Here is a 25,068-nt window from a genome sequence, read left to right on the forward strand (position 1 = left end):
GCGAGTCCACCGCCGGCGCACGCACGCACGCGCGAGCTCGCGGTCATCGCGACCGGTGGACGTCAGATCTCGGGAGAGGATGAGACCCGGAGTCAGATAGCTGTGCATGCGGCCAGCGTGACGGGTGGCGGCGTCCCGCACCGCGCCTCCGGCGTCCGCTGGGGATGCAGGCGCTGGTGACGCCGCGGGGGAGGAGTCGCGTCGCACTCGACTCGGGACGATGCAGGGGCGGGCCCGCGGCCGTACCGTCCCACCCCGAGCGTTTCGCGTCGCAGCCGGGGGCGGTGACGTGCCCTCCGGTAGGGTGGCACGGTGACTGAGGTAGAGATCGGCGTTTCCAAGCGCGCCCGCCGCGCCTACGCGTTCGACGACATCGCGATCGTCCCGAGCCGACGGACGCGCGACCCGCACGACGTCTCCGTGGGCTGGTCGATCGACGCGTTCCAGTTCGACGTTCCGATCATCGCCGCCCCGATGGACTCGGTCGTCAGCCCGGCCACCGCGATCCGCATCGGCCAGCTCGGCGGGCTCGGCGTCCTCGACCTCGAGGGTGTCTGGACGCGCTACGAAGACCCCGAGGCGGTCCTCGCCGAGATCCGCGACCTGCCCGAGGCCGACTCGATCGCCCGCATGCAGCAGATCTATGCCGAGCCGATCAAGCCCGAGCTGATCAGCGCGCGGCTCGCCGAGATCCGTGCGTCGGGTGTCCCCGTCGCGGGTGCCCTCAGCCCCCAGCGCACGCAAGACCTGTATCAGACGGTGGTCGACGCCGGTGTCGACCTGTTCGTCATCCGCGGCACGACCGTCAGCGCCGAGCACGTCTCGAAGAACACCGAGCCGCTCAACCTGAAGAAGTTCATCTACGAGCTCGACGTCCCCGTGATCGTCGGTGGCGCGAGCACGTACACCGCTGCCCTGCACCTGATGCGCACGGGTGCGGCGGGTGTGCTCGTCGGGTTCGGGGGCGGCGCGGCGTCGACGACCCGCGCCTCCTTGGGTATCCACGCCCCGATGGCGACGGCCGTGGCCGACGTCGCGGGCGCTCGCCGCGACTACCTCGACGAGTCGGGCGGGCGCTACGTGCACGTGATCGCCGACGGCGGTCTCGGCACGTCCGGTGACATCGTCAAGGCGGTCGCCTGTGGCGCCGACGCGGTCATGCTCGGCGCGGCACTCGCCCGCGCCGACGACGTGCCCGGCGGTGGCTACCACTGGGGCGCCGAGGCGCACCACCCCGAGTTGCCCCGCGGTCGCCGCATGCGTGTCGGCACCATCGGCTCGCTCGAGAACATCCTGTTCGGCCCGGCCGCGACGGTCGACGGTCAGTCCAACCTGATCGGTGCGCTGCGTCGGTCGATGGCGACGACCGGCTACAGCGACCTCAAGGAGTTCCAGCGCGTCGAGGTCGTTGTGGCCCCCTACCAGCCTCAGTAGCGTTAGGTGGTGTCGAGCGGACGAGGTCGTCCGCCCCGACCACACCTGATGGAGGCTCGAATGGCTCGCACCGCGTCCGCATCGATTTCGTCCAAGATCGGCCCCGACGAACGCGCGGCGGCCATCGAGGCGTTGAAGACCAAAGAACTCGACATCCTCGTGATCGGCGGGGGCATCGTCGGGGCCGGGTCGGCGCTCGACGCCGTCACGCGAGGCCTCAGCGTCGGCATGGTGGAGGCGCGTGACTGGGCGTCAGGCACGTCCAGTCGGTCATCGAAGCTCGTGCACGGCGGCATCCGCTATCTCGAGCAGCTGAACTTCAGGCTCGTCCGCGAGGCGCTGATCGAGCGCGGTCTGCTGCTGCAGCGACTCGCGCCGCACCTCGTCAAGCCGGTGCGGTTCCTCTACCCACTGAGCAAGCCGGTCTACGAGCGGTTCTACATCGGTGCCGGCATGGCGCTCTACGACATCTTCAGCTGGTCGGGTGGCCGGCCTCCCGGTGTGCCGCACCACCGTCACCTGTCCAAGACGCAGGTGATGCGCGCGATCCCGAGCCTCGCGAAGGACGCGGTCGTCGGCGGTCTCACGTACTACGACGCCCAGGTCGACGACGCCCGATACGTCTCGTCCCTCGTGCGGACCGCCTCGAGCTACGGCGCGCACGTCGCGAGCCGGGTCCGGGTCGAGGGCTTCGTCAAGGTGGGCGAGCGCGTCGTCGGCGTCAAGGCGCACGACTACCAGACCGGCGAGCACTTCGAGATCCGCGCCAAGCAGGTCGTCAACGCGACCGGTGTCTGGACGGACGACACCCAGGCCATGGTCGGCGAGCGGGGTCAGTTCAAGGTGCGTGCCTCGAAGGGCGTCCACCTGGTCGTGCCGCGCGATCGCATCCACTCGTCGATGGGCATGATCTTCCGCACCGAGAAGAGCGTGCTGTTCGTCATCCCGTGGGGTCGGCACTGGCTGATCGGAACGACCGACACCGACTGGAACCTCGACAAGGCGCACCCGGCCGCGACCGCCGCCGACATCGACTACATCCTCGAGCACGTCAACAAGGTCATGGCCGTGCCGCTGACCCGGGATGACGTCGAGGGCGTCTACGCCGGGCTCCGTCCGCTGCTGGCCGGCGAGTCCGACCAGACGTCGAAGCTGTCGCGCGAGCACATCGTGGCGCACACGGTGCCCGGTCTCGTCGTCGTGGCCGGCGGCAAGTGGACGACGTACCGCGTCATGGCCGAGGACGCCGTCGACGAGGCGGTCGCCGCGCTCGACGGTCGCATCCCGGCCAGCACCACGGCCGAGATCCCGCTGCTCGGTGCCGAGGGTTACTACGCCGCCTGGAACAAGCGCGGCAAGATCGCCCGCGCGTTCGGCGTGCACAAGGTGCGCATCGAGCACCTGCTGAACCGCTACGGCACGCTCACCGACGAGATCCTCGACCTGATCCGGAGCGACTCGACACTAGCCGAGCCCCTGCCGGGAGCCGACGACTACATCGGTGCCGAGGTCGTCTACGCCGCCAGCCACGAGGGGGCTCTGCACCTCGAGGACGTGCTCGCCCGCCGCACCCGCATCTCGATCGAGGCCTGGGACCGGGGCGAGTCCGCGGCCCCCGTCGCCGCCAAGCTCATGGCGAGCGTGCTCGGCTGGACGTCGGAGGAGACCGAGAAGGAGGTCAGCAACTACCTGACCCGGGTCGCCGCCGAACGGGCCAGCCAGCTCGAGCCCGACGACGCCGCGGCCGACCGCGTACGCCTCGAGGCGCCCGACATCACGTTCGGCTTCGACGAGGACGACATCAAGATCGAGGCGGACCAAGGAGGCGCGCCCAAGCCGGGAGAGAAGGTCGAGGAGCCCGCCGGGGCACCGGGCGACAAGCCGAAGAAGTCGTAGCCGGCGTCGGGAACACTCCTCCTCACCTCGGCGTTGTACAGCGACGGGTGCAGTCCGGCAGGCGGCGACAACCCCGCCGCTAAGCTGAGACGACTGCCCCCGATCACTGGAGTTGAACCATGGTTGACGTGCGTCGAGTCAAACTCCCCGGCGTCGGTGTGCTGCACACCTTCATCACCGCCGACGGCGGCAAGTGCGGTGTCATCACGCACCGTTCGGGGCACAGCGACCTCATCACGTTCAGCGACGAGGCCGACGGCGACGACGTCACCAAGGTGTCTCTGCGGCTGAGCGAGGACGAAGCCCATACGCTCGCCGAGCTGCTCGGCGGTACCCGCATCACCGAGTCGCTCTCCGCGCTCGAGCAGGTGCCGGGGCTCAGCATCGACTGGTTCACCGTCGACTACGACGACCACATCGCCGGGCAGCCGCTCGGCGATCTGGGCGCGCTCGGCGTCGTGGGTCTCACCGTGGTCGCCGTCGTCCGAGGCGATGCCGCCAACCCGGCGCCGTCCGGCGACTTCAAGGTCTTCCCCGGGGACACGCTCGTCGTGGCCGGGTCGCCCGAGAAGGTCGCCAAGGCCTTCGCCTTCTATCGCACGGGGGTGCTGAAGCACCGCGCCGCGGTCGACGCGCCACCCGGAAGCTAGGCGCATGCACCTCGGCGAAGAACTCGTCGTCCTCGGCATCCTGCTGCTCATCGCCTACGCGCTGGGCCGGGCAGGCAAACTGATCGGCCTGCCGTCGATCCCGATCTACATGCTCGTCGGCCTCTTGGCGAGCCCGCACACCGGCTGGTTCCCGATCAGCTTCCCCGGTGAGAACATCGAGCTGATCGCGATCTTCGGTCTGATCCTGCTGCTGTTCAACCTGGGGCTGGAGTTCGACCAGGACGAGTTCTTCTCGAACGCGGGCCGCCTGATCCTGTCCGGCGGCACCTACATCGCCGTCAACATGGGTGTGGGGCTCGTCTTCGGCTTCATGGTCGGCTGGGGCACCCGCGAGGCCCTCATCATCGCGGGCATGACGGCGACGTCGTCGAGCGCGATCGTGACGAAGCTGCTGATCGAGCTCAACCGTCTGGCGAACCGCGAGACGCCCATGATCCTTGGCGTCACCGTCGTCGAGGACATCTTCATCGCCATCTACCTGGCGATCGTGTCCGTCGTCATCAGCGGCGAGACCGATGTCGGGCCGGTCGTGCTCAAGTTGGCCATCGCGTTCGCCTTCCTGGTGGCGATGTTCTCCGTCGCGCGCTGGGGCGGCAAGGTCGTGTCGCGTCTCATGCGCACGAAGGACGACGAGCTCTTCACCGTCCTGTTCTTCGGCCTCGCCGTCCTGTTCGGCGGGCTGGGCGAGGTGCTCGGCGTCACGGACGCGATCGGCGCGTTCCTCATCGGGCTCATCTGCGGTGCGACCCGGTTCCGCACCCGCATCGAGCAGTTCGCGCTGCCCATGCGCGACGTCTTCGGCGCGTTCTTCTTCTTGAACTTCGGGCTCGGGCTGAATCCGTCGCTGTTCTCGGCCGTCATCTGGCAGGTGTTGATCGCCGTCGGTATCACCGTGCTGCTCAACGTCATCGCCGGGCAGTTCGTCGCGTGGTTGAACAAGCTCGGCCCCCAGGCCGGTATCAACACGTCGGTGATCCTGCAGAACCGGGGTGAGTTCGCGCTCATCCTGGCGACGTTGTCGGCCGGGGCCGGGCTCAACCCCCTGCTGCAGCCCTTCGCCGGTCTCTACGTCCTGATCATGGCCGTGCTGGGCCCCATCCTCGCGGCCAACTCCGAGCGCATCGGCAACGTGGTGCTGCGCTCGCGGAAGAAGGCCGAGCGCGAGGCGCGCGACCGGCGCCGCCGCGAGCAGGATGCCCGCCACAGCGAGGAGATCGCTCTCATGGAGCAGGCGCTGTCGGGCGACTTCTCGCCGGATGACGACGACTCCGATGACGACGATGCGGTGCCGGGCCGTCCTGCGCGGGTCGGCGCGGGACCCGTCGCCGGGGCGGGGCTGTCGATCGGGCCGGGCGGCGAGGCGCGATCGTCGCGCGGCGACGCGCCTGACGCCGACGGCGGCGACGACGAGGTCGATGCGGACGACGATCTCGACGATCTCGACGAGTTGGACGACGCCGAGCGCGCGATCTGGGCCGAGCAGGCGGGGCAGCAGTCCGATCAGCGGGCGACCCGTCGACGCGATCCCGAATACTGATCGGCATCGCGGGCCGTTCTGCCGGACGCGGGAGGCGCGGGGCGTGACCACGCGCACCGAGCCTCCTGCCAGCTTGTCGCCCGGTCGCGCCGGGTACGCTTCTCTCCGATGAACACGGCACGCGTCAGAGGAGCGGATTCGAGATGAGCGGCTCCGGCGACGCATCCTCGAGAGGCCCGCGCTTCACGGTCACGGGCGAGCCGCTGCCCGAGACGATGTGGGTCGTGGCCCGGCGTCCGCGCTGGATCGGCATGCTCGTGTTGGCGCTCGTCATCGCCGGCATCTTCGCCTGGCTCGGGCACTGGCAGGTCGAGCGCAGCATCGAGAGCGCGGCACCGGTGAATCCCGAGACCGAGACGGTCAAGCCACTGACCGACGTCGCCGAACCGCAGTCGCCGTTCCCCGATCGGTTGGGCGGGCAGATGGTCTCCGTCTCGGGTGAGATCGCACCGGGCGGGTTCCGGGTGATCGCCGACCGCGTCAACCAGGGCGAGAAGGGCTACTGGCTGATCGGTCGTCTCGTCGTCGACGGCTCGGGCGCGTCCGTGCCCGTGGCGCTCGGCTGGGGCAGCACGGCCGATCAGGCGGCGGCGGCCGAGGCGAGTGTCCCGGTGGGGGCCACGGGGTTCCGCACCGACGGTCGTTACTTCCCCAGCGAGGCGCCGTCCGACAGCGACTTCCAGAACGGGCGCGAGACGGTGGTCTCCGTCGCGGAGCTCGTCAACGAGTGGTCCGGCTACAACGGTGACGTCTACGGCGGCTACGTGGTCGCGTCCCAGTCGTGGGGCGGGCTCGCCGCGATCGATTCGCCGGCACCCGACGCCGACGTGCAGCTGAACTGGCTCAACATCTTCTACGCGGTCGAGTGGGCGGTCTTCGCGGTGTTCGCGGTGTTCCTCTGGTTCCGTCTCGTGCGCGACGCGTACGAGCGCGAGCTCGACGAGGCCGAAGAGGACCGCCTCGCCCTCGCCGGCTGAACCGTGGCCCGTCGAGCGCCTGCCCGCTGAGCTTCGCTTCCTGGACCCCGCCCCCTGAGCTCCAACCCTTGCCCCAGCCCCTCGGCCCCCGCCTCCGGGGCCCGGTCCGTCCCCGAGTAGAATCGACGTCATGCCTCTGAAGCCCCGTCCGCGCGATGTGCCGAAGATCCCGGGCGCCGTCCGGTTGTACCGAGTCGCCGCATACATCACGGGTGTCATGCTGCTTCTGCTGGTCGTCGAGATGGTGCTGAAGTACACCCCGCTGAACACCGAGTTGCAGCTGGGCGGCGACGGCGGCTTCTTCGTGCCCCGCGACTCGATCACGACGGGCATCAACCTGTCGACGCTGATCCTGATCGCCCACGGCTGGTTGTACGTGCTCTACCTCTTCGCGAACTTCCGTCTGTGGAGCATCATGCGCTGGCCGTTCATGCGCTTCATCATCATCGCGCTGGGCGGTGTCGTGCCGCTGCTGTCGTTCTTCGTCGAGCACCACATGAGCCGTCTCGCGTTGCAGCAATACGCCGAACTCGAGCGTGAGAACGCCCAGACCCCCGAGGGAGCCCCCGCGTGACCGACGCGTCCACCACCCCCCACGCCGCCGAGAGTGGCAGCCCCGAGAGCGGCAGCGAGACGGCGCAGAGCCCCGTCCTCGTCGTCGACTTCGGCGCGCAGTACGCGCAGCTGATCGCCCGCCGTGTCCGCGAGGCGAACGTCTACTCCGAGATCGTGCCGCACACGATCAGTGCGGCCGAGGTCGCCGCCAAGAACCCGGTCGGCATCGTCCTGAGCGGTGGGCCCTCGAGCGTCTACGAGCCCGGTGCGCCCAGCCTCGACCCGGCGATCCTCGAGCTCGACATCCCCGTTCTGGGCATCTGCTACGGCTTCCAGGCGATGGCGAAGGCCCTCGGCGGCGAGGTCTCGCAGACCGGCCAGCGCGAATACGGCGCCACCGACGTCACGCTCACCGCCGGTGACAGCACGCTGCTGTCGGGTCAGCCCACGTCGCAGACCACGTGGATGAGCCACGGCGACTCCGTCTCGAAGGCACCCGAGGGCTTCGACGTGCTCGCCTCGAGCGCCTCCACCCCGGTCGCCGCCTTCTCCAGCGATGCCCGCAAGCTCTACGGGGTGCAGTGGCACCCCGAGGTCAAGCACTCCGCCTATGGCCAGGCCGTGCTCGAGAACTTCCTGCACCGCGCCGCGGGCATCCCCGCCGACTGGAACAGCGGCAACGTCATCGCCGAGCAGGTCGAGCGCATCCGAGCCCAGGTCGGCGACGCGCGTGTCATCTGCGGTCTCTCGGGCGGCGTCGACTCCGCCGTGGCGGCGGCCCTCGTGCACAAGGCCGTCGGTGACCAGCTCGTCTGCGTCTTCGTCGACCACGGTCTGCTGCGCGCCGACGAGCGTCGTCAGGTCGAAGAGGACTACGTCGCCTCGACCGGTGTCCGGCTCGTCACGATCGACGCCGAGCAGCAGTTCCTCGACGCGCTGGCCGGTGTGACCGACCCCGAGCAGAAGCGCAAGATCATCGGGCGCGAGTTCATCCGCAGCTTCGAGGGTGCCGCCGAGGCACTCGTCCTGGAGGCGCGGGCCGAGGGCGATGCCGCCGTGAAGTTCCTGGTGCAGGGCACGCTCTACCCCGATGTGGTCGAGAGCGGCGGTGGCAGCGGCACGGCCAACATCAAGAGCCACCACAACGTCGGCGGCCTGCCCGAAGACCTGCAGTTCGAGCTCGTGGAGCCGCTGCGCACACTCTTCAAAGACGAGGTCCGCGCGATCGGCCGGGAGCTCGGTCTGCCCGAGGTCATCGTCGGCCGCCAGCCCTTCCCCGGGCCCGGCCTCGGTATCCGCATCGTGGGCGAGGTCACGCACGACCGGCTCGAGCTGCTGCGTGCGGCCGACAAGATCGCCCGCACCGAGCTCACGGCGGCCGGCCTCGACGGCGAGATCTGGCAGTGCCCCGTGGTGCTGCTGGCCGACGTCCGCTCGGTCGGCGTGCAGGGCGACGGTCGCACGTACGGTCACCCGATCGTGCTGCGCCCCGTGTCGTCCGAGGACGCCATGACGGCCGACTGGACGCGTCTGCCCTACGACGTGCTCGCCCGCATCTCGAACCGCATCACGAACGAGGTCGACGGCGTCAACCGCGTCGTGCTCGACGTCACGTCGAAGCCGCCGGGGACGATCGAATGGGAGTGAGGTAGCCCCTCCTCCGTTTCGCTCGAAAAGGGACGATGCACTGCCGGGCCCGGCAGTGCATCGTCCCTTTTCGCGTGCGACGCCCGCCGAACGCGGAAGCGGGGCCCGTCCCGTGTCGGAACGAGCCCCGCTTCGGCGTGGGCGATGCGGAGGTGCTAGTTGTTGCCCCGCAGGATCGCCAGCATGCGCAGGATCTCGATGTAGAGCCAGATGACGGTCATCACGATGCCGAAGGCGGCCGACCATCCGTAGATGCGGGGAGCGCCGCGCTCGACGCCGGTCTGCACGTTCGTGAAGTCGAGCACGAGCGAGTACGCCGCCATGAGCACGACGAGGATGCCGAGGGCGAAGCCGATCGGGATGGACGTGCCGGGGATCGACATGCTGCTCAGCCCGAACGGCTGGTCCGTGCCGCCGAAGATCATGAGGCCGACGTTGACCAGCGAGTAGACGGCGTAGCCGACCATACCGATCAGGAAGATCTTGGTGGCCTTGGCCGATGCGCGCACCTTGCCGCTCTTGAAGAGCAGGAGCGTGACGACGAACACCGACGCGGTGCCGATGAGGGCCTGGGTCGTGATGCCGGGCATGGTGCGCTCGAAGATGCTCGAGATGCCGCCGACGAAGAGGCCCTGTGCCGCGGAGTACGCGAGGATCAGGCCGGCCGAGGGACGCTTCTTGAAGATGTTGACCATCGCCAGGACGAAGCCGACGATCGCGCCGACGAACGTCAGGGCCGGAAAGAACCAACCCGCGACGGCGCCGAGGGCGACGAAGCCGAAGGCGATGACCGTCTTCGTGATCGTGTCCTCATAGGTCATGCGATCGGTCTGGGCAGCACCGGCGGCCGGCTGCGAGTACAGCTCCTGGAGCTGCTCCGCGGTCATGCCGTTGTACTCCACGCCCTGGCGGGCGGCGGCCTGCTGCTGCTGGAGCACCTGCCCACCGTTCTTCGAGAAGGCCGGCGACTGGCTGAAGCCGGGATTCGAGAATGCCATCGTGTTCCTCACCTGGTGATCGAGTGCGCTGCCGGAGACCGGTGACGCACGGGCCCGATACCGGACCCGCGACAAAACTAACCTGTCCGGTGCTCGGCAGGCTGAAAAGACGCCTGATCATGGCCCGGATTCGCCGAGGGCGTAGGTGCAGAGCGTGCAGCATTCCGGTGCGCCTCACAAGGCGCCCGAGAGCCGGGAGGAGGCGCGGTCACCGACCGAGCGCGAGTGCGGTGACGAGGCCGGCCACCGTCGCTCCGACGACGATGCCGACGCCACCGAACACGATGGGCAGCACCAGACCACCGCGGGGTGGGGCGGCCACGGGAGCCGCGCCTCCTCGGGGTGTCGCGGTCTCGACCGGGACACCGCACCAGACGCAGAACTTCCAGCGGGGCTCGAGCCTGCGGGCGCAGGCGCGGCAGATCGTCATGAGAGTCGAGGGTAGTGGAGTCGTGCCGACCGGACCTCGCTCGCTAGCGTGGTCCCGTGACCCCCGCCCCCCTCGTCATCGCCCACCGTGGAGCCAGCGGCTACCGGCCCGAGCACTCCCTCTCGGCCTACCGTCTCGCCCTCGAACTCGGAGCCGACGCCATCGAGCCCGACCTCGTCTCCTCCCGTGACGGCGTGCTCGTCCTGCGGCACGAGAACGAGATCTCGGGCACGACGGATGTCGCGTCGCGGGCCGAGTTCGCCGATCGACGCACCACCAAGACGATCGAGGGGGCGAGCCAGACCGGCTGGTTCACCGAGGACTTCACCTGGGCCGAGCTGTCCACGTTGCGTGTCCGCGAGCGGCTGCCGGCCGTGCGCCCGGGAAGCGCCGCCTTCGACGGCGAGGAGCCGATGCTGCGGCTCGACGACTTGCTCGCCCTGCTCGACGATGCGCCTCGTCCCGTCGGTCTCGTCGCCGAGATCAAGCACGCCAGCTACTTCGAGTCGATCGGGCTCCCGCTCGACGAGCTGACGGCGGCAGCGCTGTCGTCGGCGGGCTGGGCCAGCGACGACCGCCTCACGATCGAGAGCTTCGAGCAGACGGTCCTGGAGCAGGTCTCCGCTCGCGGCGTCGGCGGTCGACTCGTCTACCTGGTCGAGAAAAGTGGCGCTGCGGCGGACCAGATCGCTCGCTCGGGCTCCGCGGCCGTCTCGTACGCCGATCAGATCGGCGCCGCCGGGCTCGCCGGCCTCGCCTCGTCCGGCCTGCACGGCATCAGCCTCGACAAGTCGATGCTGATCGACGCGCACGGCGTCGGACACGGCGAGGTCGTCGACACGGCCCACGCCGCGGGGCTGGACGTGTTCACCTGGACGCTCCGGGCCGAGAACGCGTTCCTCGCGAAGGCCAACCGCACGGCGGGAGGCAAGGAGGCACGGGGCGACTGGCGAGCCGAGTTCGCGACGATCATGGGGCTGGGGGTCGACGGCGTCTTCGCCGATCAGCCCGAGCTCGCGATGGAAGCGCGTCGGGCGCTGGGCGGCTGAGCGCGCCTCCTCGGCTGTCGTCTCCCGGCCGGGGCGCCGGAATCGGCGGCCGGCCTCGGCGCCGGGGTCGAGGGCGTCCGGGCTCGATGTCGGTGGCCCCGCCTACAATGACCGGGACATGACGATCGTGCTCGACCCCTCAGACCAAGCCGGCGGCGCCGGCGATCCGCTGACCGCTGGGCTGAACCCGCAGCAGAAAGAGGCCGTGGAGTACCGCGGCTCGTCCCTGCTGATCGTGGCCGGTGCCGGGTCGGGCAAGACGAGCGTGCTCACGCGCCGCATCGCCGGGCTGATCGCCTCGCGCGAGGCGTGGCCCAGCCAGATCCTGGCGATCACGTTCACGAACAAGGCCGCCGCCGAGATGCGCGAGCGCGTCGGCCACCTCGTCGGGCAGGCCGGCGAGGGCATGTGGATCTCGACGTTCCACTCGGCGTGCGTGCGCATCCTGCGGCGCGAGGCCGAGCAGTTCGGCTTCACCAAGAGCTTCACCATCTACGACTCGGCCGACTCGCGGGCTTTGCTGAAGCGCATCCTGAAAGAGCTCGATGCCGACTCGCTCGGCTTCACCGTCAGCCAGGCCTCCGGCAAGATCTCGAAGCTCAAGAACGAGCTCAGCGACGTCGAGACGTACGCCCGGCAGATCAACGCGGGCGACCCGCAAGAGGTGATGTTCCTCGAGATCTTCCGGCAGTACACGCGCTCGCTGCAGCGCGCCAACGCGTTCGACTTCGACGACCTGATCGCCCAGACCGTCTATCTCTTCCGGGCGTTCCCGCAGGTGGCCGCCGTCTATCAGCGACGCTTCCGGCACATCCTGGTCGACGAGTACCAGGACACGAACCACGCGCAGTACGCCCTCATCCGCGAGTTGACCCGGCCCGTCGACCCCGACCACGTCGACGAGCTCGAGCGGGGCGGGCAGTACGTGCAGACGCTCCGCGACGGCAGTGGCCGCATCCCCGGGGCGTCGCTGACGGTCGTCGGTGACTCCGACCAGTCGATCTACGCCTTCCGTGGTGCCGACATCCGCAACATCGTCGAGTTCGAGCGCGACTTCCCGAACTCGAAGGTGATCCTGCTCGAGCAGAACTACCGATCGACGCAGAACATCCTCGATGCCGCGAACGCCGTCATCGCGAACAACTTCGACCGTCAGGCGAAGAACCTGTTCACCACGGTCGGCGCCGGGTCGAAGATCGTCGGGTTCACCGGCTATACGGGGCACGACGAGGCGCAGTTCGTCGCGGACGAGGTCGCGGCGCTGCACGAGGGCGGCATGGCCTACAAAGACATGGCCGTCTTCTACCGCACCAACTCGCAGACTCGTGCGTTGGAGGAGATCTTCATCCGCTCGGCCATCCCGTATCGCGTGCTGGGCGGCACCAAGTTCTACGAGCGCGCCGAGATCAAGGACGCGATGGCGTACCTCATCGCAGTCGCCAACCCGGCCGACCCCATGGCGTTGCGACGGGTGATGAACGTGCCGAAGCGCGGCATCGGCCCCGCGACCGAGACGGCCATGCAGCGCTGGGCCGACCAGAACGAGCAGCCGTTGCGCGAGGCGCTGCGCAACGCCGACAAGCTCGGGCTCGGGCCCAAGGTGACCGGTGCGATCACCGGTCTCGCGAAGCTGCTCGACGACGTCTCGGCGACGTCGGACACGGCGCCGGTCAGCGACATCCTCGTCGCCCTCATGGAGGGCAGCGGGCTGGTGGAGGCGCTGCGAGCGTCCCGCGATCCGCAAGACGAAGCGCGGGCCGAGAACATCGACGAGCTCGTCGCCGTGACGAAGGAGTTCCAGAAGAACAACCCCGACGGCACACTGCTCGACTTCTTGACCGAGGTGACGCTGGTCGCCGCGGCCGACGATCTCGACGACTCGTCCGGCACGGTCTCGCTGATGACGCTGCACACCGCGAAGGGGCTCGAATACGAGGCCGTGTTCCTCACCGGTGTCGAAGAAGACCTGCTGCCGCACCGCATGTCGGCGAGCGAGCCGGGCGGCCCGGCCGAAGAGCGTCGGCTGTTCTACGTGGGCATCACGCGGGCGCGCAAGCACCTCTTCCTGTCGCTCGCGATGACCCGCGCCCAGTTCGGCGAGGTCAACGTCGCGATGCCGTCGCGGTACCTGCAAGAGATCCCCGTCGAGCTGATCGACTGGAAGCAGTCGCCCGGCATGGCCAACAGCCGCGGTGGCACGCAGCCGCGTGCGTTGAACGCTCGCCGCGATGGCGGGTTCGCGGGCGGGGGACGCAACGGGCTCGGGAGCGCACCCCGCGCCTCCGGCGGGTTCGGGGGCGGCAGCTACGACCGCGCGACCGCTGCGGCCAAGACGAAGCCGAAGACCGAGTGGGCGAATCGGGTCACCGGCACCGTGCGCGACAACGGCGACATGGTGCTCGAGGCCGGTGATCGCATCTCGCACGTCGACTTCGGCGAAGGGCGCGTCATGGCCGTGACCGGTGAAGGGGCTCGGCGCATCGCCGAGGTGCTGTTCGACGGGGCCGGGCGCAAGAAGCTGCTGATCAAGGTCGCGCCGATCGAAAAGATCTAGGTCGAGCCGAGCCGGGCCGCTTGTCACTTGCCGCGAGCGCCTGGCGATGCCGGCTGCGTGCCTCGCTCCATTGCATGCCGGTGCTCAGCCCCGGTGCCGCCTGACCCGGATCTCGTGATGTCCGAGCGACAGCACGTCGCCTGCGGCCAGCGGGACCGGCGTGCCCGGTATGCACTCGTGCACGTGTCCCGTGCGTGCCGAGACGACGACGGTGCCGTTGCCCGAGTCGAGATCGTGCACGGAGAGACGTCCCGAGGCGTCTCTATCGACCCGAGCATGCGATCGCGACAGAGAGCGTGTCGGGTCGACGATGCCGATGACGCTCGTTCCCGCCTGGCCCGGAGGTGAAGCGTGCGAGGCGCGTCCGATCACGGTGTGCGGTTCGTCGAGTGGCACGAGGCGGCCATCGGGTAGCTCGAGCGCGTAGCGGCGGGGGATGTGGGTCGTCAGCTCGACGTCGGAGTCGACGGGGGGCGCTGTGGCTGTGATGGCGGCGTTCTCGGGGGCGGCTCGGGCGGCCCGGGCGGCTCGGTCAACGGGCGAAATGCCGCCGGGGTCGTCGGCTGGCGTGCGGACGCGTGGAACCGGATGCGCGGACTGCGGTGCGGAGAGTGAGGTTGCCACCGGTGGGGTGGTCGTCGTCTCGCCTCGCGGAATCCAGAAGGTGGGCATCGACGCGGGGGTGATCACGGCGCGAGGGACCACCGTGACACGCGACAGCATCCCTCGTTCGCGCTCTCGGGCAATCGTCTCCGCCGTCACGGGGGCTGGATCGCCCGCCGAATCCGTTCGCTTTCGTCTCCTGAACATGGGCTCCTCGTCGATGAGTTATTCACAGTCGTCAGCAAGTCTAATGACAATGTGCAATATTAATGACAGCCGACCGGTCGGTCGGTCCCACTCGACGAAAGGGACACCATGGCCAATGTGAACGTCACGTACGACGACCTCCGCACGCAGGCGACTCAGCTGCGCAACGGGCAGCGATCGATCGAAGACCAGCTCGCGCAGCTGAAGAGCCAGATCGACGGGCTCGTGACATCGGGCTACGTGACCGACCGGTCGTCGAAGGCGTTCGAGCAGTCGTACATCTCGTACAACACGGGTGCCTCGCAGACCATCGCGTCGCTCGAGAGCATGGCCGCGTTCCTCGACAACGCGGCGAACGCCCTGCAGAGCACCGACGAGCAGCTCGCTTCGAGCCTCGGCTGATCCTCATCACCCATCGGCGGCCGCGCCTCTCGTGCGCGGCCGCCCCTGCGTGCAGGAGGCACACGATGGCAGGTTCCACACTCACCGTCGACGGCGGCTCGCTCGAGAGGCTCTGGTCCGACTTGATCGCCGCGAAGTCCGAATTCGACTCGGCCGACCGCAATGCCGCTGACGCCGCTGACGCCTGCGGCCATGTCGGCCTTGCCGACCGCGTCCGGTCGTTCTCGGCGTCCTGGGATCACACGCGGTCGAAGCTCGCCGATGCCATCGGCGATCTGGCCACGGCGGCGAAGGCGATCAACGACGGCTTCTCCGATGTCGAGAACGAGCTCGTCAGCGTGCTCGACCCAGGGGCGACACCGTGAGCCGGCTGCTTCCCTCGCCGCAGCCCGCGTTCTTCGACCTTGCGCCGGCCGGGTTCTCGGGTGATCCGGTGGCGGTCGCCGGCATGGCCGATCGCTACGTCGCGGTCGCCGACTCCATCCGCGGGGCAGCGGCTCGCTTGCGGTCTCTCGACCGCGGGTCGATGTCGAGCGAGGCCGTCGAGGCGTTCATGGCGAAAGCCGATGGCCTCGCCGCTCAGTTGTCTCAGGCACAGTCGCGTTACGACGAGACGGGGTACGCCCTGAAGTCGTATTCGACGTCGTTGCAGATCGCCCATGACGGAGCAGCACCCGCCCTGCGTGACTTCGAGCTGGCTCGGGATGACTACGCCGCCGCCGAGAAGCTGAAGCGACGTTTTCAAGCCCTCGCCCTGTCGGACACCGGCTCGGCCGACTACCACCTCGACCAGGTCGAGCTTCAGGAGAAGAAGCTGGAGGAGGCGCGCGTCTGGATCGGTGCCATCCGCACCCGCATGACCGGCCTCACCGACGACCTCGAGATCGCTGCCCAGCGAGCCATCACCCGCATCGACGACGCGACGGCCGACGGCCTGAACGACACCGCGTTCGACGACTTCCAGGGGTGGATGGAGGACAACGACGGGTGGATCACCGTTCTGCTCGACATCGTCAATATCGCCGCGATGTTGCTCGCGTTGGTCGCCCTCTTCGTGCCGGGCCTCAACGTCATCATGATCGGCATCATGATTGCCGTTGCAGCCGCGCAGGCAGCGCGTTGGGCTGCCGGAACCGGGAGCGCTGTCGATTTTGGGATGTCGCTCGTGTCGGTCTTCTCGTTCGGCACCGGCGCGATGGTGGCGAAGGGTACGAAACAGTTCATCAGCAGCGTCGCGGCACGACGTGTCGACGGGCTCGTGTCGCAGGGAACGAAGTCGAATTTGGCCAAAGACTGGGCCGAGGCTGCGCTGAGCCGGGCCAAACCGGGCATTGGCGACAAGTTCCTACTCAAGGCATTTGGCGACACCGACTTAGCCAGCGCCATGCATTTCCTTCAGCGGTCTCGGGTCGGTTCGTTCGCCGATGATCCAGGAACAATGGCCCAATTCGCGAACAGAATAATGGTGACTCGCATCTCAGTGGGTGCAGATGTTGCGGCGACATCGGTCGAAGGTGTTCGAGCGGCTTACCACCTCATTAGCCCGCCTCTGAAGCGCATGTGGCGTGGGCGTGATGGTGACGAGTCGTGACGGCACAACATCGTGGGTCGTCTCGAGGTGCGATGAGGCCAGCACTGCTCTTCTACGGCACCTACATTGCAGCCTTGCCTGCCGGGGCGGCGCCCCTCGCTCTCGCCGTTTACCTGGCCGTCGGCCTCTTCAAGTCCTTCACTTCAGAGGCCGGCTTTACGGAAGAAGGCTTCCATGAGGTGCTCGTTCCTGTGCCCTTTCTCTTGCCGAGCGCGGTCTTCTGGGCTTCGGCTGTGGCCTTTGTCTACATCGCAGCGGATCAAGTCACGCTTCCGTGGGACGAAGAGGGGGCCCACTACCCGTTCTTCATGGTCTTCGTCTGCCTGCTGGATCTCATCTGGGGAGTCGGCTACGCGGCCTCGCTGCACCTTCATCCCGGATTCTCCTTCGACACGTTCTTCGCGCTCGGGGTCATTGCGCTCGCGGGAATCGCATTGTGCATTCGTGAAGTAAGGGTCACGTGGCGACGCCTCGCCAATGGCCGCTGGGCCGAGATCGTGGAGGCGATGAAGTGAGCCCGGCACCGAGATACGTGGCACGGACGGCGGAATCGTTGGCCGCGTCCTATTCGATGGTCGTGCCCCCAGGCTTCGTGAGAGTTCCTGGCGGTGATGTCGCCGCAGGGGCCGAGGCGTTGCTTTCTCACCTGCCACCTGACGTCGCGCAGGATGCGTCCCTCGTGATGGAGGTGCGCGCGGGACTGGCGAACGTGGTCGCGGCCGACACCGCGAGAGCCGTTCTCGATGCCTTCGTCGTCCCAGGGTCTATCCCGGGTGTCGAGCTGGCGTGCAGTGTCGTGGTCTCGCTTCTTGTCGTTCCTTCCGCTCAGCGTGCCGACCTCGACGAGCATCTGCTCCGCCTCGTCACCTCCCGAGGTGCAACGGCATGCTCGATCGGCGGCGACCCTGCAGTCGTCTGGGACGACCGAAAGCTGCGCGGTGACCGGTCTACAGGCGAATACCGAGTGGTTGCTCGTCGGTCTGCGGTCAGTCGCCTAGCGGGTATGGAGGATCACTTGATGAGCATCGTCTTGACCGTCGCTAGCGCGAGGCTCGAAGTTGATCTTTCAGAAGACGACCGTGCGGGCGAGGGCCTGATCGTGGACGCTATGCGGGCACTCTTCGACAGCATGCTCGCGTCCATGCGCTGGCTCGACGACGAGGGCCAGGTTCTCGTGCCCACCGTGGACAGCCATGAAGGGAAGAACACGTGAGCGAGCTCGACGTGTCCGAGCGTGCTGCCTGGGCTGCCTCTTTCGGTGGGCGGCGGACGGTCACACGGCGGCGCAAGGCGGTACCTTCCATCCGTACTTGGGATGTAGCAGCACTCTTTTCGCCGATCGTCGCGCACCTCCTCGGTCTGCCGGCCGAGTACGCCACACGGTCCCTTGCCATCCTCATGGCTTTGAGTTCTAACGCAGCGTTCGTCTGGGTCACGATTCGTCGGCGGAGGGCGCCCCGCGTCGTTGCTCCCGGTGCGCTAACGCGGGAGGTGTCTTATGAGTGACTTCGAGATGGAAATCGAGGTCGCCTACGACGCGAGTTCGTGGGTGTCGATCCCAAGGGGCTGGCCGCATGAGGGATGCAGCGGGCCGCGGAGATGGGTGCGGAAGGTCGTTCAAGAGGTGACTGAGCGATCGGAGGAGGTGACACGCGCGCAGCAGCGATATTTAACCCATATCCTGACCAGGTTCTCGTCGTGGGGTGACGTCGATGAATTGCGGTACCTCTACCTGCCCCACGTGCTCGCGTCACCCTGTCCGTTGCGAATCCAGTTCGGGTTCTCCGAGGGCCCGCGCGCCGAGGCACTGAGGGCCCTCGCATCCAGCACGGACATGCAACTGCTCGAACCTCCAGAGACGGCTGCCTTCCATGCCGAACATCTGGGTGAGGGCATCCGAGCCGTACATGTCAGCGTGATGCCCGATGCTGAGGCTGGAACGGCTGGAGTGAGTCGCGCCGGGGGCGAAGTAGTCACGGTGTGGGCCATCTACGCATTTCGGAAGGGACCGTACGACTTCAGAGTCAGCTGCCCCGTCGGCAGCCTTGTCGAATTGGTGACCCTAATGCCGGAGATTGACCATTTCGTCCACGGCATCGATGTCGTCCCGGTCGCGACGTGAAGACGATCCTCACGGTGTCGCACGCGCCGTCGGGTCGCGAGCGGGACGTCGTCGTGGAGGTCGACCCCGAGAGCAGCACGCGAGCCGTCGTCGTGGCCATCGCGCGCCTCCTCGACGTCGATGCGACCACGTCGAGCGAGGGTGTGCTGATCGACGGCGAACCCTGTGACCTGGACGAGGCGGTCGTGGCGGGCCGCGTCGTCGACGGCTCGCGGGTGCTCATCGGGGCGCCGTCGGCCGAGGGTTTCGCGACGGGCCAGCTGCCGTCGCTCCGAGTGGTCGGGGGTGCCGGGGCGGGAACGATCTTCGAGGTGACACCCGGCGTGACCTACGTCGGCGCGGACGCCGCCTGCGGGGTCCGCATCGCGGGTCGCGAGATGCCGGCCGTGGCCGCGATGGTGCACGTGGACGGTTCGGGACGGCTCACGATCGCGCCGACCCGGCAACCGGACGGCTCGACCGCCGAGGTGCTGGTCGACCGCCGACCGATCGCCGCAACGACACTGCTCGACGAGACGGCGGTGATCTCGATCGGCGGCGTCCTGCTCGGCCTTGCTCGGGGCGGCGCGGCTGTGGCCGCCACCAGCGTGGCCGACGGGGGAGGGGCGCTGTCGTTCGCGCGACCGCCTCGCCTGCTGGGCGAACCGCCGCTCACCGCGTTCCGGTACCCGGCCGAACCGGCGCAGGTGACCCGCCGTCCGATCCCGATCATCGCGGCGCTCGCGCCTCTCGTGATGGCCGGCGTGATGGTCACGGTGTTCCACAACATGGCGTTCCTTGCGTTCGGCCTGATGTCACCGCTCGTCATGATCGGCAACTACTTCTACGACCGGCGTTCGGGCCGGACGACGCATCGCGCGAAACTGGCCGACCATCGTGCGACGAAAGCCCTTATCGACGCCGACGCCGACGCTGCCGTCACCCTCTTGCAGCGACGGCTGCGGCAGAGCAGTCCGGACCCGGCGACGGTGCTCGACATCGCACTGCATCGTCGATCACGGCTCTGGGAACGCCGTCGGGACGATGGCGACCATCTCGTCCTCCGGATCGGCACCGCCGATCGTCCCTCAGGCGTCACGATCGACGACCCAAGTGAGATGGAGCATCGCCGTGCTGTCGCACGACCCGCCCTCGATGTCCCCGCCGTGCTGTCGTTGCGGGAGTGCGGCGTCGTCGGGGTGACCGGCCGAGAAGACGACGTCCGCCCCCTCGCAGCTTGGCTGGTCGCTCAGCTCGTTGTCCTGCAGAGCCCGGGCGACGTCAGGCTCGCAGTCGTGACCGCCCGGACGGGCGAGGCGGCCTGGTCGTGGCTGCGCTGGGTGCCCCACGTCCGGGCCGATGGCGGGGCGCACCGCCTCGGCACGGACGCGGAGAGCTCGGCTCGACGCATCGCCGAGCTGGTTCGGGAGCTCGACGAACGGCTGCGGATGCAGGTCGCGGCTCGGGGATCGCGCCCGTCCGACGATGTCGTCGTGGTCATCGACGGCGCCCGTCGGTTGAGAGCGGTGCCGGGAGTCGCACGCCTGCTCAAAGAGGGCCCGGCGGTGGGCCTCTACGCGCTCTGCCTCGACGCGGAGGTCCGCTCGCTGCCAGAGGAATGCGCCGCCATCGTGACAGCGGGTCCTAGTCACCATCGATTAGCCGTCGACGGAGCCGCGGACGTCCCCGAGGTCCTGGCCGACCGGCTGCCCGAGGGGTGGTTCGACCTCGTGGCCCGCGGCGTCGCGCCCGTGATCGACATCGACGACGAGGGTGACGGAGGCGGTCTGCCCGCGTCGTCGCGCCTCCTCGACGTCCTCGACCTGGAGCCGCCGACGTCGGCGGCGGTCGAGTCGTCGTGGACGAAGAACTCCCCGACCACGCGGGTCGTCGTGGGAGACAGCATCGATGGCGCTTTCGCGTTCGATCTGCGCAGCGACGGACCGCACGGCCTCGTCGCCGGCACGACGGGGTCGGGCAAATCGGAACTGCTGCAGACCATCGTCGCGTCGCTGGCCGCGACGAACCCGCCCGATGACATGACATTCGTGTTGATCGACTACAAGGGCGGAGCCGCCTTCCGTGACTTCGTGCCCATGCCGCACACCGTGGGCATGGTCACCGACCTCGACGCGCACCTCGTTGAACGGGCACTCGCCTCGCTGGGCGCCGAGCTCCATCGGCGTGAGCGGCTGCTCGCCCTCGCCGACACGAAGGACATCGAGGACTACACGGACGCGAGGAGGCGCGGCGAACCGCTCGAGCCCCTGCCCCGCCTGGTCATCGTGATCGACGAGTTCGCGAGCCTCGTCCGCGAGTTGCAGGATTTCGTCCCGGGGCTCGTGAACATCGCACAGCGTGGTCGATCGCTCGGCATCCACCTGATCCTGGCGACCCAGCGTCCCTCGGGTGTCATCTCGCCGGAGATCAGAGCCAACACCAACCTCCGTATCGCCCTGCGTGTGACCGATGCGGGAGAGAGCTCCGACGTGATCGACGCACCCGATGCCGCCCGGATCTCGAAGTCGACGCCCGGCCGCGCGCTCGTCCGGCTGGGTGCCGGCGCACTGCTGCCATTCCAAGCGGGGCGGGTCGGCGGTCGACGCCCGGGGCCGGCCTCCATCGACGACGAGCCCTGGGTGGCGCCGTTCGGGTGGCACGATCTCGGGCGCGGTCTGCCGCGACGACCCGAGGAGGAGCGGATCGTCTCGGATGCGCAAACGGACCTCCATGAGCTGGTCGCGTCGCTCGCCTCGGCCCATGCGCGGCAGGGTGGCAGGGCGCCGCACCGCCCGTGGCTCGACGCCCTGGCGCCGGTGATCACGCTGGACGAGATCGACCCGGCGCACGCCGTGACCGGGGGAGTCGTGCCGAAGGCGGACCCCGCCGCGGACGGGGCGCTGACGCCCCTTCCCCTCGGGCTGCAGGACCACCCCCAGCGGCAGGCGCAGGAGCCCCTGCTGTTCGACCTCGACGCCGACGCCCATCTCTACATCGTCGGAGCGTCCCGGAGCGGACGCTCGCAAGCGCTGAGGACCTTCGCTGCCGCGGTCGCGCGGATGACGACCGCGGCCGACGTGCATCTCTACGGCCTCGACTGTGGAACAGGCGCCCTGCTTCCGTTGACCGCTCTGCCCCACACGGGCGCCGTCGTCCGCCGCACGCAGGTCGGCCGTGCCCGGCGGCTGCTCAGCCGGCTGGTAGACGAACTGGCGACCCGACATGCGGCCCTCGCCGCGGGCGGCTTCGCCGATGTCGTCGAGCAGCGCAGAAGCGTCGAGGCGAATGCTCGGATGCCCCATATCGTCGTGTTGCTCGACCACTGGGAGGGCTTCATGACGGCCATCGGCGAGCTCGACGGTGGAGAGCCGCTCGAGCAGGTACAGCACCTGCTGCGAGAAGGGGCCGGGGCGGGTCTCCACGTCATCGTGTCGGGCGACCGATCTCTCCTGGCCAGTCGTATGGGCGCACTCTGCGAGAAGAAGATCGTGCTGCGACTCGTCGATCGTGCCGACTACGGCCTGGTGGGCATGAACCCGCGTGCGTTGCCCGACGACATCGGCCCCGGCAGGGCCTTCGACTCGGCGGGAGGCGCGGAGACACAGCTCGCGGTCGTGACGGCGGACCTCTCGGGGGTCGCCCAGGCCGCAGCGGTTCGCGAATGGGGCGCGCTCGCCGCATCGAGGGACCAACGGCCGCCTCACGCCCAGACACCGTTCACGATCGACGAGATCAGCGGCCCCGTGTCCTTCGACGAGGCGTGGTCCCGGCGCGCTGCGGACGGCCGAGCCGACGACGAGGACACACCGGGGATGCTCGCCATGATCGGGTTGGGTGGAGACGACCTGCACCCGGTCGGACCGGATCTCGCGGACGGCGTCGGCACGTTCATGATCAGCGGCCCGGCGAAGAGCGGCCGGAGCACCGCACTGAGCGTGGTGACCCAAGCGCTCCTCCGGCAGGGCATCGGCGTCGCGATCATCGCTCCGAGGCGGTCGCCCCTGCGGGCGCTCGCCGAGGAGGACGGCGTGATCGAGGTGTTCTCCACCGCCTCGCTCACGGCCGAGCGCCTCGCCGATGCGTTCGAGGCCGGTGCCCGCGTCCTGATCGTCGACGACGCCGAGCTCGTCAAGGACACTCCGGCGTCGACGTGGCTCGGCGCGTTCGTGAAGTCGTGTGCCGACGACGAATCTCTCGGTGTCGTCGTGGCCTGCACGGCCGGAGAGCTGGGGTACGGCTTCGGTAACTGGCTGATGGATATCCGTCGTAATCGCGCGGGTGCGTTGCTGAGCCCGCAGACCCAACAGGACGGCGACACGATCGGCGTGCGGCTGCCGCGCAGTCTGGTCTCGGACCGCGTCCGGCCCGGCCTCGCGTACGTCAACATCGGGGACGGAGAGCTGACGACCGTGCACGTCCCGTCGACGTGAGGTCATCGTCGAGCTGCCGCGCCGCGCGAGGCGTCGGCGTCGGCGTCGGTATCGTCAGCCCGCCGGCGTCGGACGGCCCTGACGATGCCGCCGACGATGACGAGCAAGGTGCCCGCCGCCAAGATGCCGACGCCCGTCCCGCCCAGGAGGCCGGTGCCGTCCGCCCCCGTGAAAGCGAGGGCCGGTGCGATCGGTCGAGGAGCGTCCGGCACCACGGGCGTCGTCACGACGAATGTCTCGCTCTCGTGCACGGTGGTGTCCTGGAAGGCAGGAACGACCTGCAGCCCGTCGTCGTCCGGCGGTGACCCCATGGACTGGAAGACGAAGACGTAGAAGCCGGGCGAGGTGACCGTGACGCACGGGGTCTCGTACTGCCCGTCGCCCGAGAGGCGGGTGGTCAGCCGTGTGACGACGAGTGCTGGATCGAGCGCCTCGATGTCTCCGAGATCGTCGCCGGGCACAGGCCGCTCGTCGAAGGGCCCGACCAGGACCGATTCCACGTCCACGCCGTGATCTGCAGCCGGGTTGAGCCGACCGACGTCGAGCTCGTCCGCGACGCAGGAGCCCGGGTCGACGACGTCGTCCGTCACGCGTGTCGAGATCGTGGGGGCGAAGGATGCGAACGTGGTCTCCGTGGCCGAGCCGAAGGACGACGTCCACGGGCGCACGCGATCACGGCCGCGGTCGACGGGGGTGTCCTCGGGGTCGATGCGCTCCACCCAGGTGAAGTAGCCCGCTGAGGGCAGAGCGCAGCCCGGTGTCGTGTACGTACCCGGGCCCGCGTCGGCGACGACCTGGACGTCGCACACGACTGGAGCGCCGTCGGGCCAGAGCGCCTGCTCCGTGACTGGTTCGAAGAAGGGGCCGAGGAGCCGGCTGTGGACCGTCACGGGGATCGGCGACAGCTCGCCACCATCGAGGAACCGACCCCACTCGCCGAGCAGCCCCTCAGCAGGCTCGGCGTCAAGGGTGAGCTGATCGGTGATGACCGTCCCCTCGTCGGCGCGGGCGTCGCTCGTCACCGTCGACACCCGCGGCTGGAAGGGCAACGGCGACACGGCCCGGGCGCTCGCCGCGCCCGACGCGGAGACCTCGACGCCACCCGAGAACAGGATCATCTGCGCCCCGCGCGAGTTGTTACCGACCGTCGCCACGCGACCGTACGGAAGACCCGAGAAGTGTGCGTCCGCGGACACCTGCATCTCGGCGCGATCGCCGGTCGCGCGAATCGCATGGCTCTCGTGATTCCGAAGCGACCGCGTCGTGCTGCCGTCGTCGAAGACGGCGCCGGTGAGCTGGAGGCGACCCGTGTGCTCCGGGTCGAGGGTCCGCGGCCCGCCGGTGACACGGTCGACCGTCAACTCCGTCGTGACCGTGCCGGTGCCATCGTCGGCCAGGGTCACGGTCGTCGAGCCGGAGACCGACTTCGAGGCGGCGACCGACGCCTCGGCCAACATCTGGTTGGCTCGCTCGAGGACGACGGGCCACCGCTCGTTCGCCCGGCCGGCGTAATAGCGCTGGGTCTTCCCCGCGAGACCGGTGATCGTCCAGACGGCCAGCTGACCGGCCGCGGCCGTGTCCGCGTCATCCGTATTGCCCCAGGTTCGTGCGATGTACGCGAGTCTCGCGTGATCGTCGGAGGACACCCCGATCACGGCATCGCCGGTCGACGTCTCGTAGTCGACCCCCACGGGAGACTTCTTGCCGACTTCGAGGCAGAAGGCCTGCGATCCGTCGGACAGGCGATACGTGCCCAACCACGAGACGCCGTCGGTGCGCCAGAGATGACCCGTGCCGAGCCCGGCACCGGCGACCGCGACCGCAGGCGGTGCGCTGAGGAGGGTCGCGAGCAGCCCGAGAACGAAGGTGAGAACGGTGAGAGTTGCGCTGAGGCGGCCCCGTCGTGGGGCGATCGATGGTGTCATGCGACGACCTTCGACCAGCGCGGGGCGGTACCGCCGTCACGATCTGCCCGCCTGTGGACGA

At 68.7% G+C, this 25,068-nt stretch carries 20 protein-coding genes; 16 read left to right on the top strand and 4 right to left on the bottom strand.

Going from position 1 to position 25,068, the window contains the following annotated elements:
- The first annotated feature begins 312 nt into the window (after positions 1 to 312).
- The 7 genes from ACPEEZ_RS02395 to guaA all read left to right on the top strand — a co-directional run bounded on the left by ACPEEZ_RS02395 (position 313) and on the right by guaA (position 8,717).
- Positions 313 to 1,434 (top strand): GuaB3 family IMP dehydrogenase-related protein, encoded by a 1,122-nt coding sequence (locus ACPEEZ_RS02395; RefSeq protein WP_423922254.1) that lies wholly within the window; start codon positions 313 to 315, stop codon positions 1,432 to 1,434.
- A 60-nt stretch (positions 1,435 to 1,494) separates the two neighbouring features.
- On the top strand, positions 1,495 to 3,330 hold the full coding sequence (locus ACPEEZ_RS02400; RefSeq protein ID WP_423922257.1) for a glycerol-3-phosphate dehydrogenase/oxidase: 1,836 nt from the start codon (positions 1,495 to 1,497) through the stop codon (positions 3,328 to 3,330).
- A 119-nt stretch (positions 3,331 to 3,449) separates the two neighbouring features.
- Positions 3,450 to 3,980: a cation:proton antiporter regulatory subunit gene (locus tag ACPEEZ_RS02405; protein ID WP_423922259.1), complete on the top strand. Its 531-nt coding sequence runs from the start codon at positions 3,450 to 3,452 to the stop codon at positions 3,978 to 3,980.
- A 4-nt stretch (positions 3,981 to 3,984) separates the two neighbouring features.
- Positions 3,985 to 5,538 (top strand): cation:proton antiporter, encoded by a 1,554-nt coding sequence (locus tag ACPEEZ_RS02410; protein WP_423922262.1) that lies wholly within the window; start codon positions 3,985 to 3,987, stop codon positions 5,536 to 5,538.
- 143 nt (positions 5,539 to 5,681) lie between these two features.
- Positions 5,682 to 6,515 carry an SURF1 family protein gene (locus tag ACPEEZ_RS02415; RefSeq protein WP_423922265.1) on the top strand — a complete coding sequence of 278 codons (834 nt, stop codon included), beginning with the start codon at positions 5,682 to 5,684 and terminating at the stop codon, positions 6,513 to 6,515.
- A gap of 130 nt (positions 6,516 to 6,645) precedes the next feature.
- Complete coding sequence (locus tag ACPEEZ_RS02420) at positions 6,646 to 7,089, top strand: DUF3817 domain-containing protein (RefSeq protein ID WP_423922268.1); 444 nt, start codon at positions 6,646 to 6,648, stop codon at positions 7,087 to 7,089.
- Between the two features lie 110 nt (positions 7,090 to 7,199).
- Positions 7,200 to 8,717: a glutamine-hydrolyzing GMP synthase gene (gene guaA, locus ACPEEZ_RS02425; RefSeq protein ID WP_423924332.1), complete on the top strand. Its 1,518-nt coding sequence runs from the start codon at positions 7,200 to 7,202 to the stop codon at positions 8,715 to 8,717.
- A 155-nt stretch (positions 8,718 to 8,872) separates the two neighbouring features.
- Here the strand turns inward: guaA and ACPEEZ_RS02430 are convergent, their stop codons facing one another.
- Positions 8,873 to 9,715 (bottom strand): Bax inhibitor-1/YccA family protein, encoded by an 843-nt coding sequence (locus ACPEEZ_RS02430; RefSeq protein WP_423922271.1) that lies wholly within the window; start codon positions 9,713 to 9,715, stop codon positions 8,873 to 8,875.
- Between the two features lie 208 nt (positions 9,716 to 9,923).
- Positions 9,924 to 10,145 carry a hypothetical protein gene (locus tag ACPEEZ_RS02435; RefSeq protein ID WP_423922273.1) on the bottom strand — a complete coding sequence of 74 codons (222 nt, stop codon included), beginning with the start codon at positions 10,143 to 10,145 and terminating at the stop codon, positions 9,924 to 9,926.
- Positions 10,146 to 10,201: 56 nt separating this feature from the next.
- On the opposite strand from ACPEEZ_RS02435, the gene ACPEEZ_RS02440 reads away from it, so the two are divergent.
- Positions 10,202 to 11,194, top strand: coding sequence for a glycerophosphodiester phosphodiesterase family protein (locus ACPEEZ_RS02440; RefSeq protein WP_423922275.1), 993 nt, complete (start codon positions 10,202 to 10,204; stop codon positions 11,192 to 11,194).
- 118 nt (positions 11,195 to 11,312) lie between these two features.
- Positions 11,313 to 13,748, top strand: a complete 2,436-nt coding sequence (locus ACPEEZ_RS02445; protein ID WP_423922278.1) for an ATP-dependent helicase — start codon at positions 11,313 to 11,315, stop codon at positions 13,746 to 13,748.
- A gap of 84 nt (positions 13,749 to 13,832) precedes the next feature.
- Here ACPEEZ_RS02445 and ACPEEZ_RS02450 read toward each other — a convergent pair whose 3' ends face one another.
- A complete protein-coding gene (locus tag ACPEEZ_RS02450; RefSeq protein WP_423922280.1) occupies positions 13,833 to 14,558 on the bottom strand; it encodes an FHA domain-containing protein in 726 nt (241 codons plus the stop codon).
- Between the two features lie 108 nt (positions 14,559 to 14,666).
- Between ACPEEZ_RS02450 and ACPEEZ_RS02455 the strand changes: the two genes are divergently transcribed.
- The 7 genes from ACPEEZ_RS02455 (at position 14,667) to ACPEEZ_RS02485 (ending at position 23,082) form a co-directional block, all read left to right on the top strand.
- A complete protein-coding gene (locus tag ACPEEZ_RS02455) occupies positions 14,667 to 14,960 on the top strand; it encodes a WXG100 family type VII secretion target (protein WP_423922283.1) in 294 nt (97 codons plus the stop codon).
- Positions 14,961 to 15,025: 65 nt separating this feature from the next.
- Complete coding sequence (locus ACPEEZ_RS02460) at positions 15,026 to 15,325, top strand: hypothetical protein (protein ID WP_423922286.1); 300 nt, start codon at positions 15,026 to 15,028, stop codon at positions 15,323 to 15,325.
- The gene (locus ACPEEZ_RS02465; protein ID WP_423922289.1) at positions 15,322 to 16,551 is read left to right on the top strand and encodes a hypothetical protein; all 1,230 of its coding nucleotides are present in this window, start codon (positions 15,322 to 15,324) and stop codon (positions 16,549 to 16,551) included. The genes ACPEEZ_RS02460 and ACPEEZ_RS02465 overlap by 4 nt, the downstream gene beginning before the upstream one ends.
- A 32-nt stretch (positions 16,552 to 16,583) precedes the next feature.
- Positions 16,584 to 17,066, top strand: coding sequence for a hypothetical protein (locus tag ACPEEZ_RS02470; protein WP_423922292.1), 483 nt, complete (start codon positions 16,584 to 16,586; stop codon positions 17,064 to 17,066).
- 38 nt (positions 17,067 to 17,104) lie between these two features.
- Entirely contained in the window at positions 17,105 to 17,764 is a 660-nt protein-coding gene (locus tag ACPEEZ_RS02475; protein ID WP_423922294.1) for a hypothetical protein, read from the top strand.
- Positions 17,765 to 18,049: 285 nt separating this feature from the next.
- A complete protein-coding gene (locus ACPEEZ_RS02480; RefSeq protein WP_423922297.1) occupies positions 18,050 to 18,673 on the top strand; it encodes a hypothetical protein in 624 nt (207 codons plus the stop codon).
- Positions 18,670 to 23,082 (top strand): FtsK/SpoIIIE domain-containing protein, encoded by a 4,413-nt coding sequence (locus ACPEEZ_RS02485; protein WP_423922299.1) that lies wholly within the window; start codon positions 18,670 to 18,672, stop codon positions 23,080 to 23,082. Before ACPEEZ_RS02480 ends, ACPEEZ_RS02485 begins: the two co-directional genes overlap by 4 nt.
- A gap of 2 nt (positions 23,083 to 23,084) precedes the next feature.
- Here the strand turns inward: ACPEEZ_RS02485 and ACPEEZ_RS02490 are convergent, their stop codons facing one another.
- Complete coding sequence (locus tag ACPEEZ_RS02490; protein ID WP_423922302.1) at positions 23,085 to 25,007, bottom strand: thioester domain-containing protein; 1,923 nt, start codon at positions 25,005 to 25,007, stop codon at positions 23,085 to 23,087.
- Between the last annotated feature and the right edge of the window lie 61 nt (positions 25,008 to 25,068).

It is taken from the genome of Frigoribacterium sp. 2-23 (assembly GCF_049601585.1).
GTDB lineage: Bacteria > Actinomycetota > Actinomycetes > Actinomycetales > Microbacteriaceae > Frigoribacterium.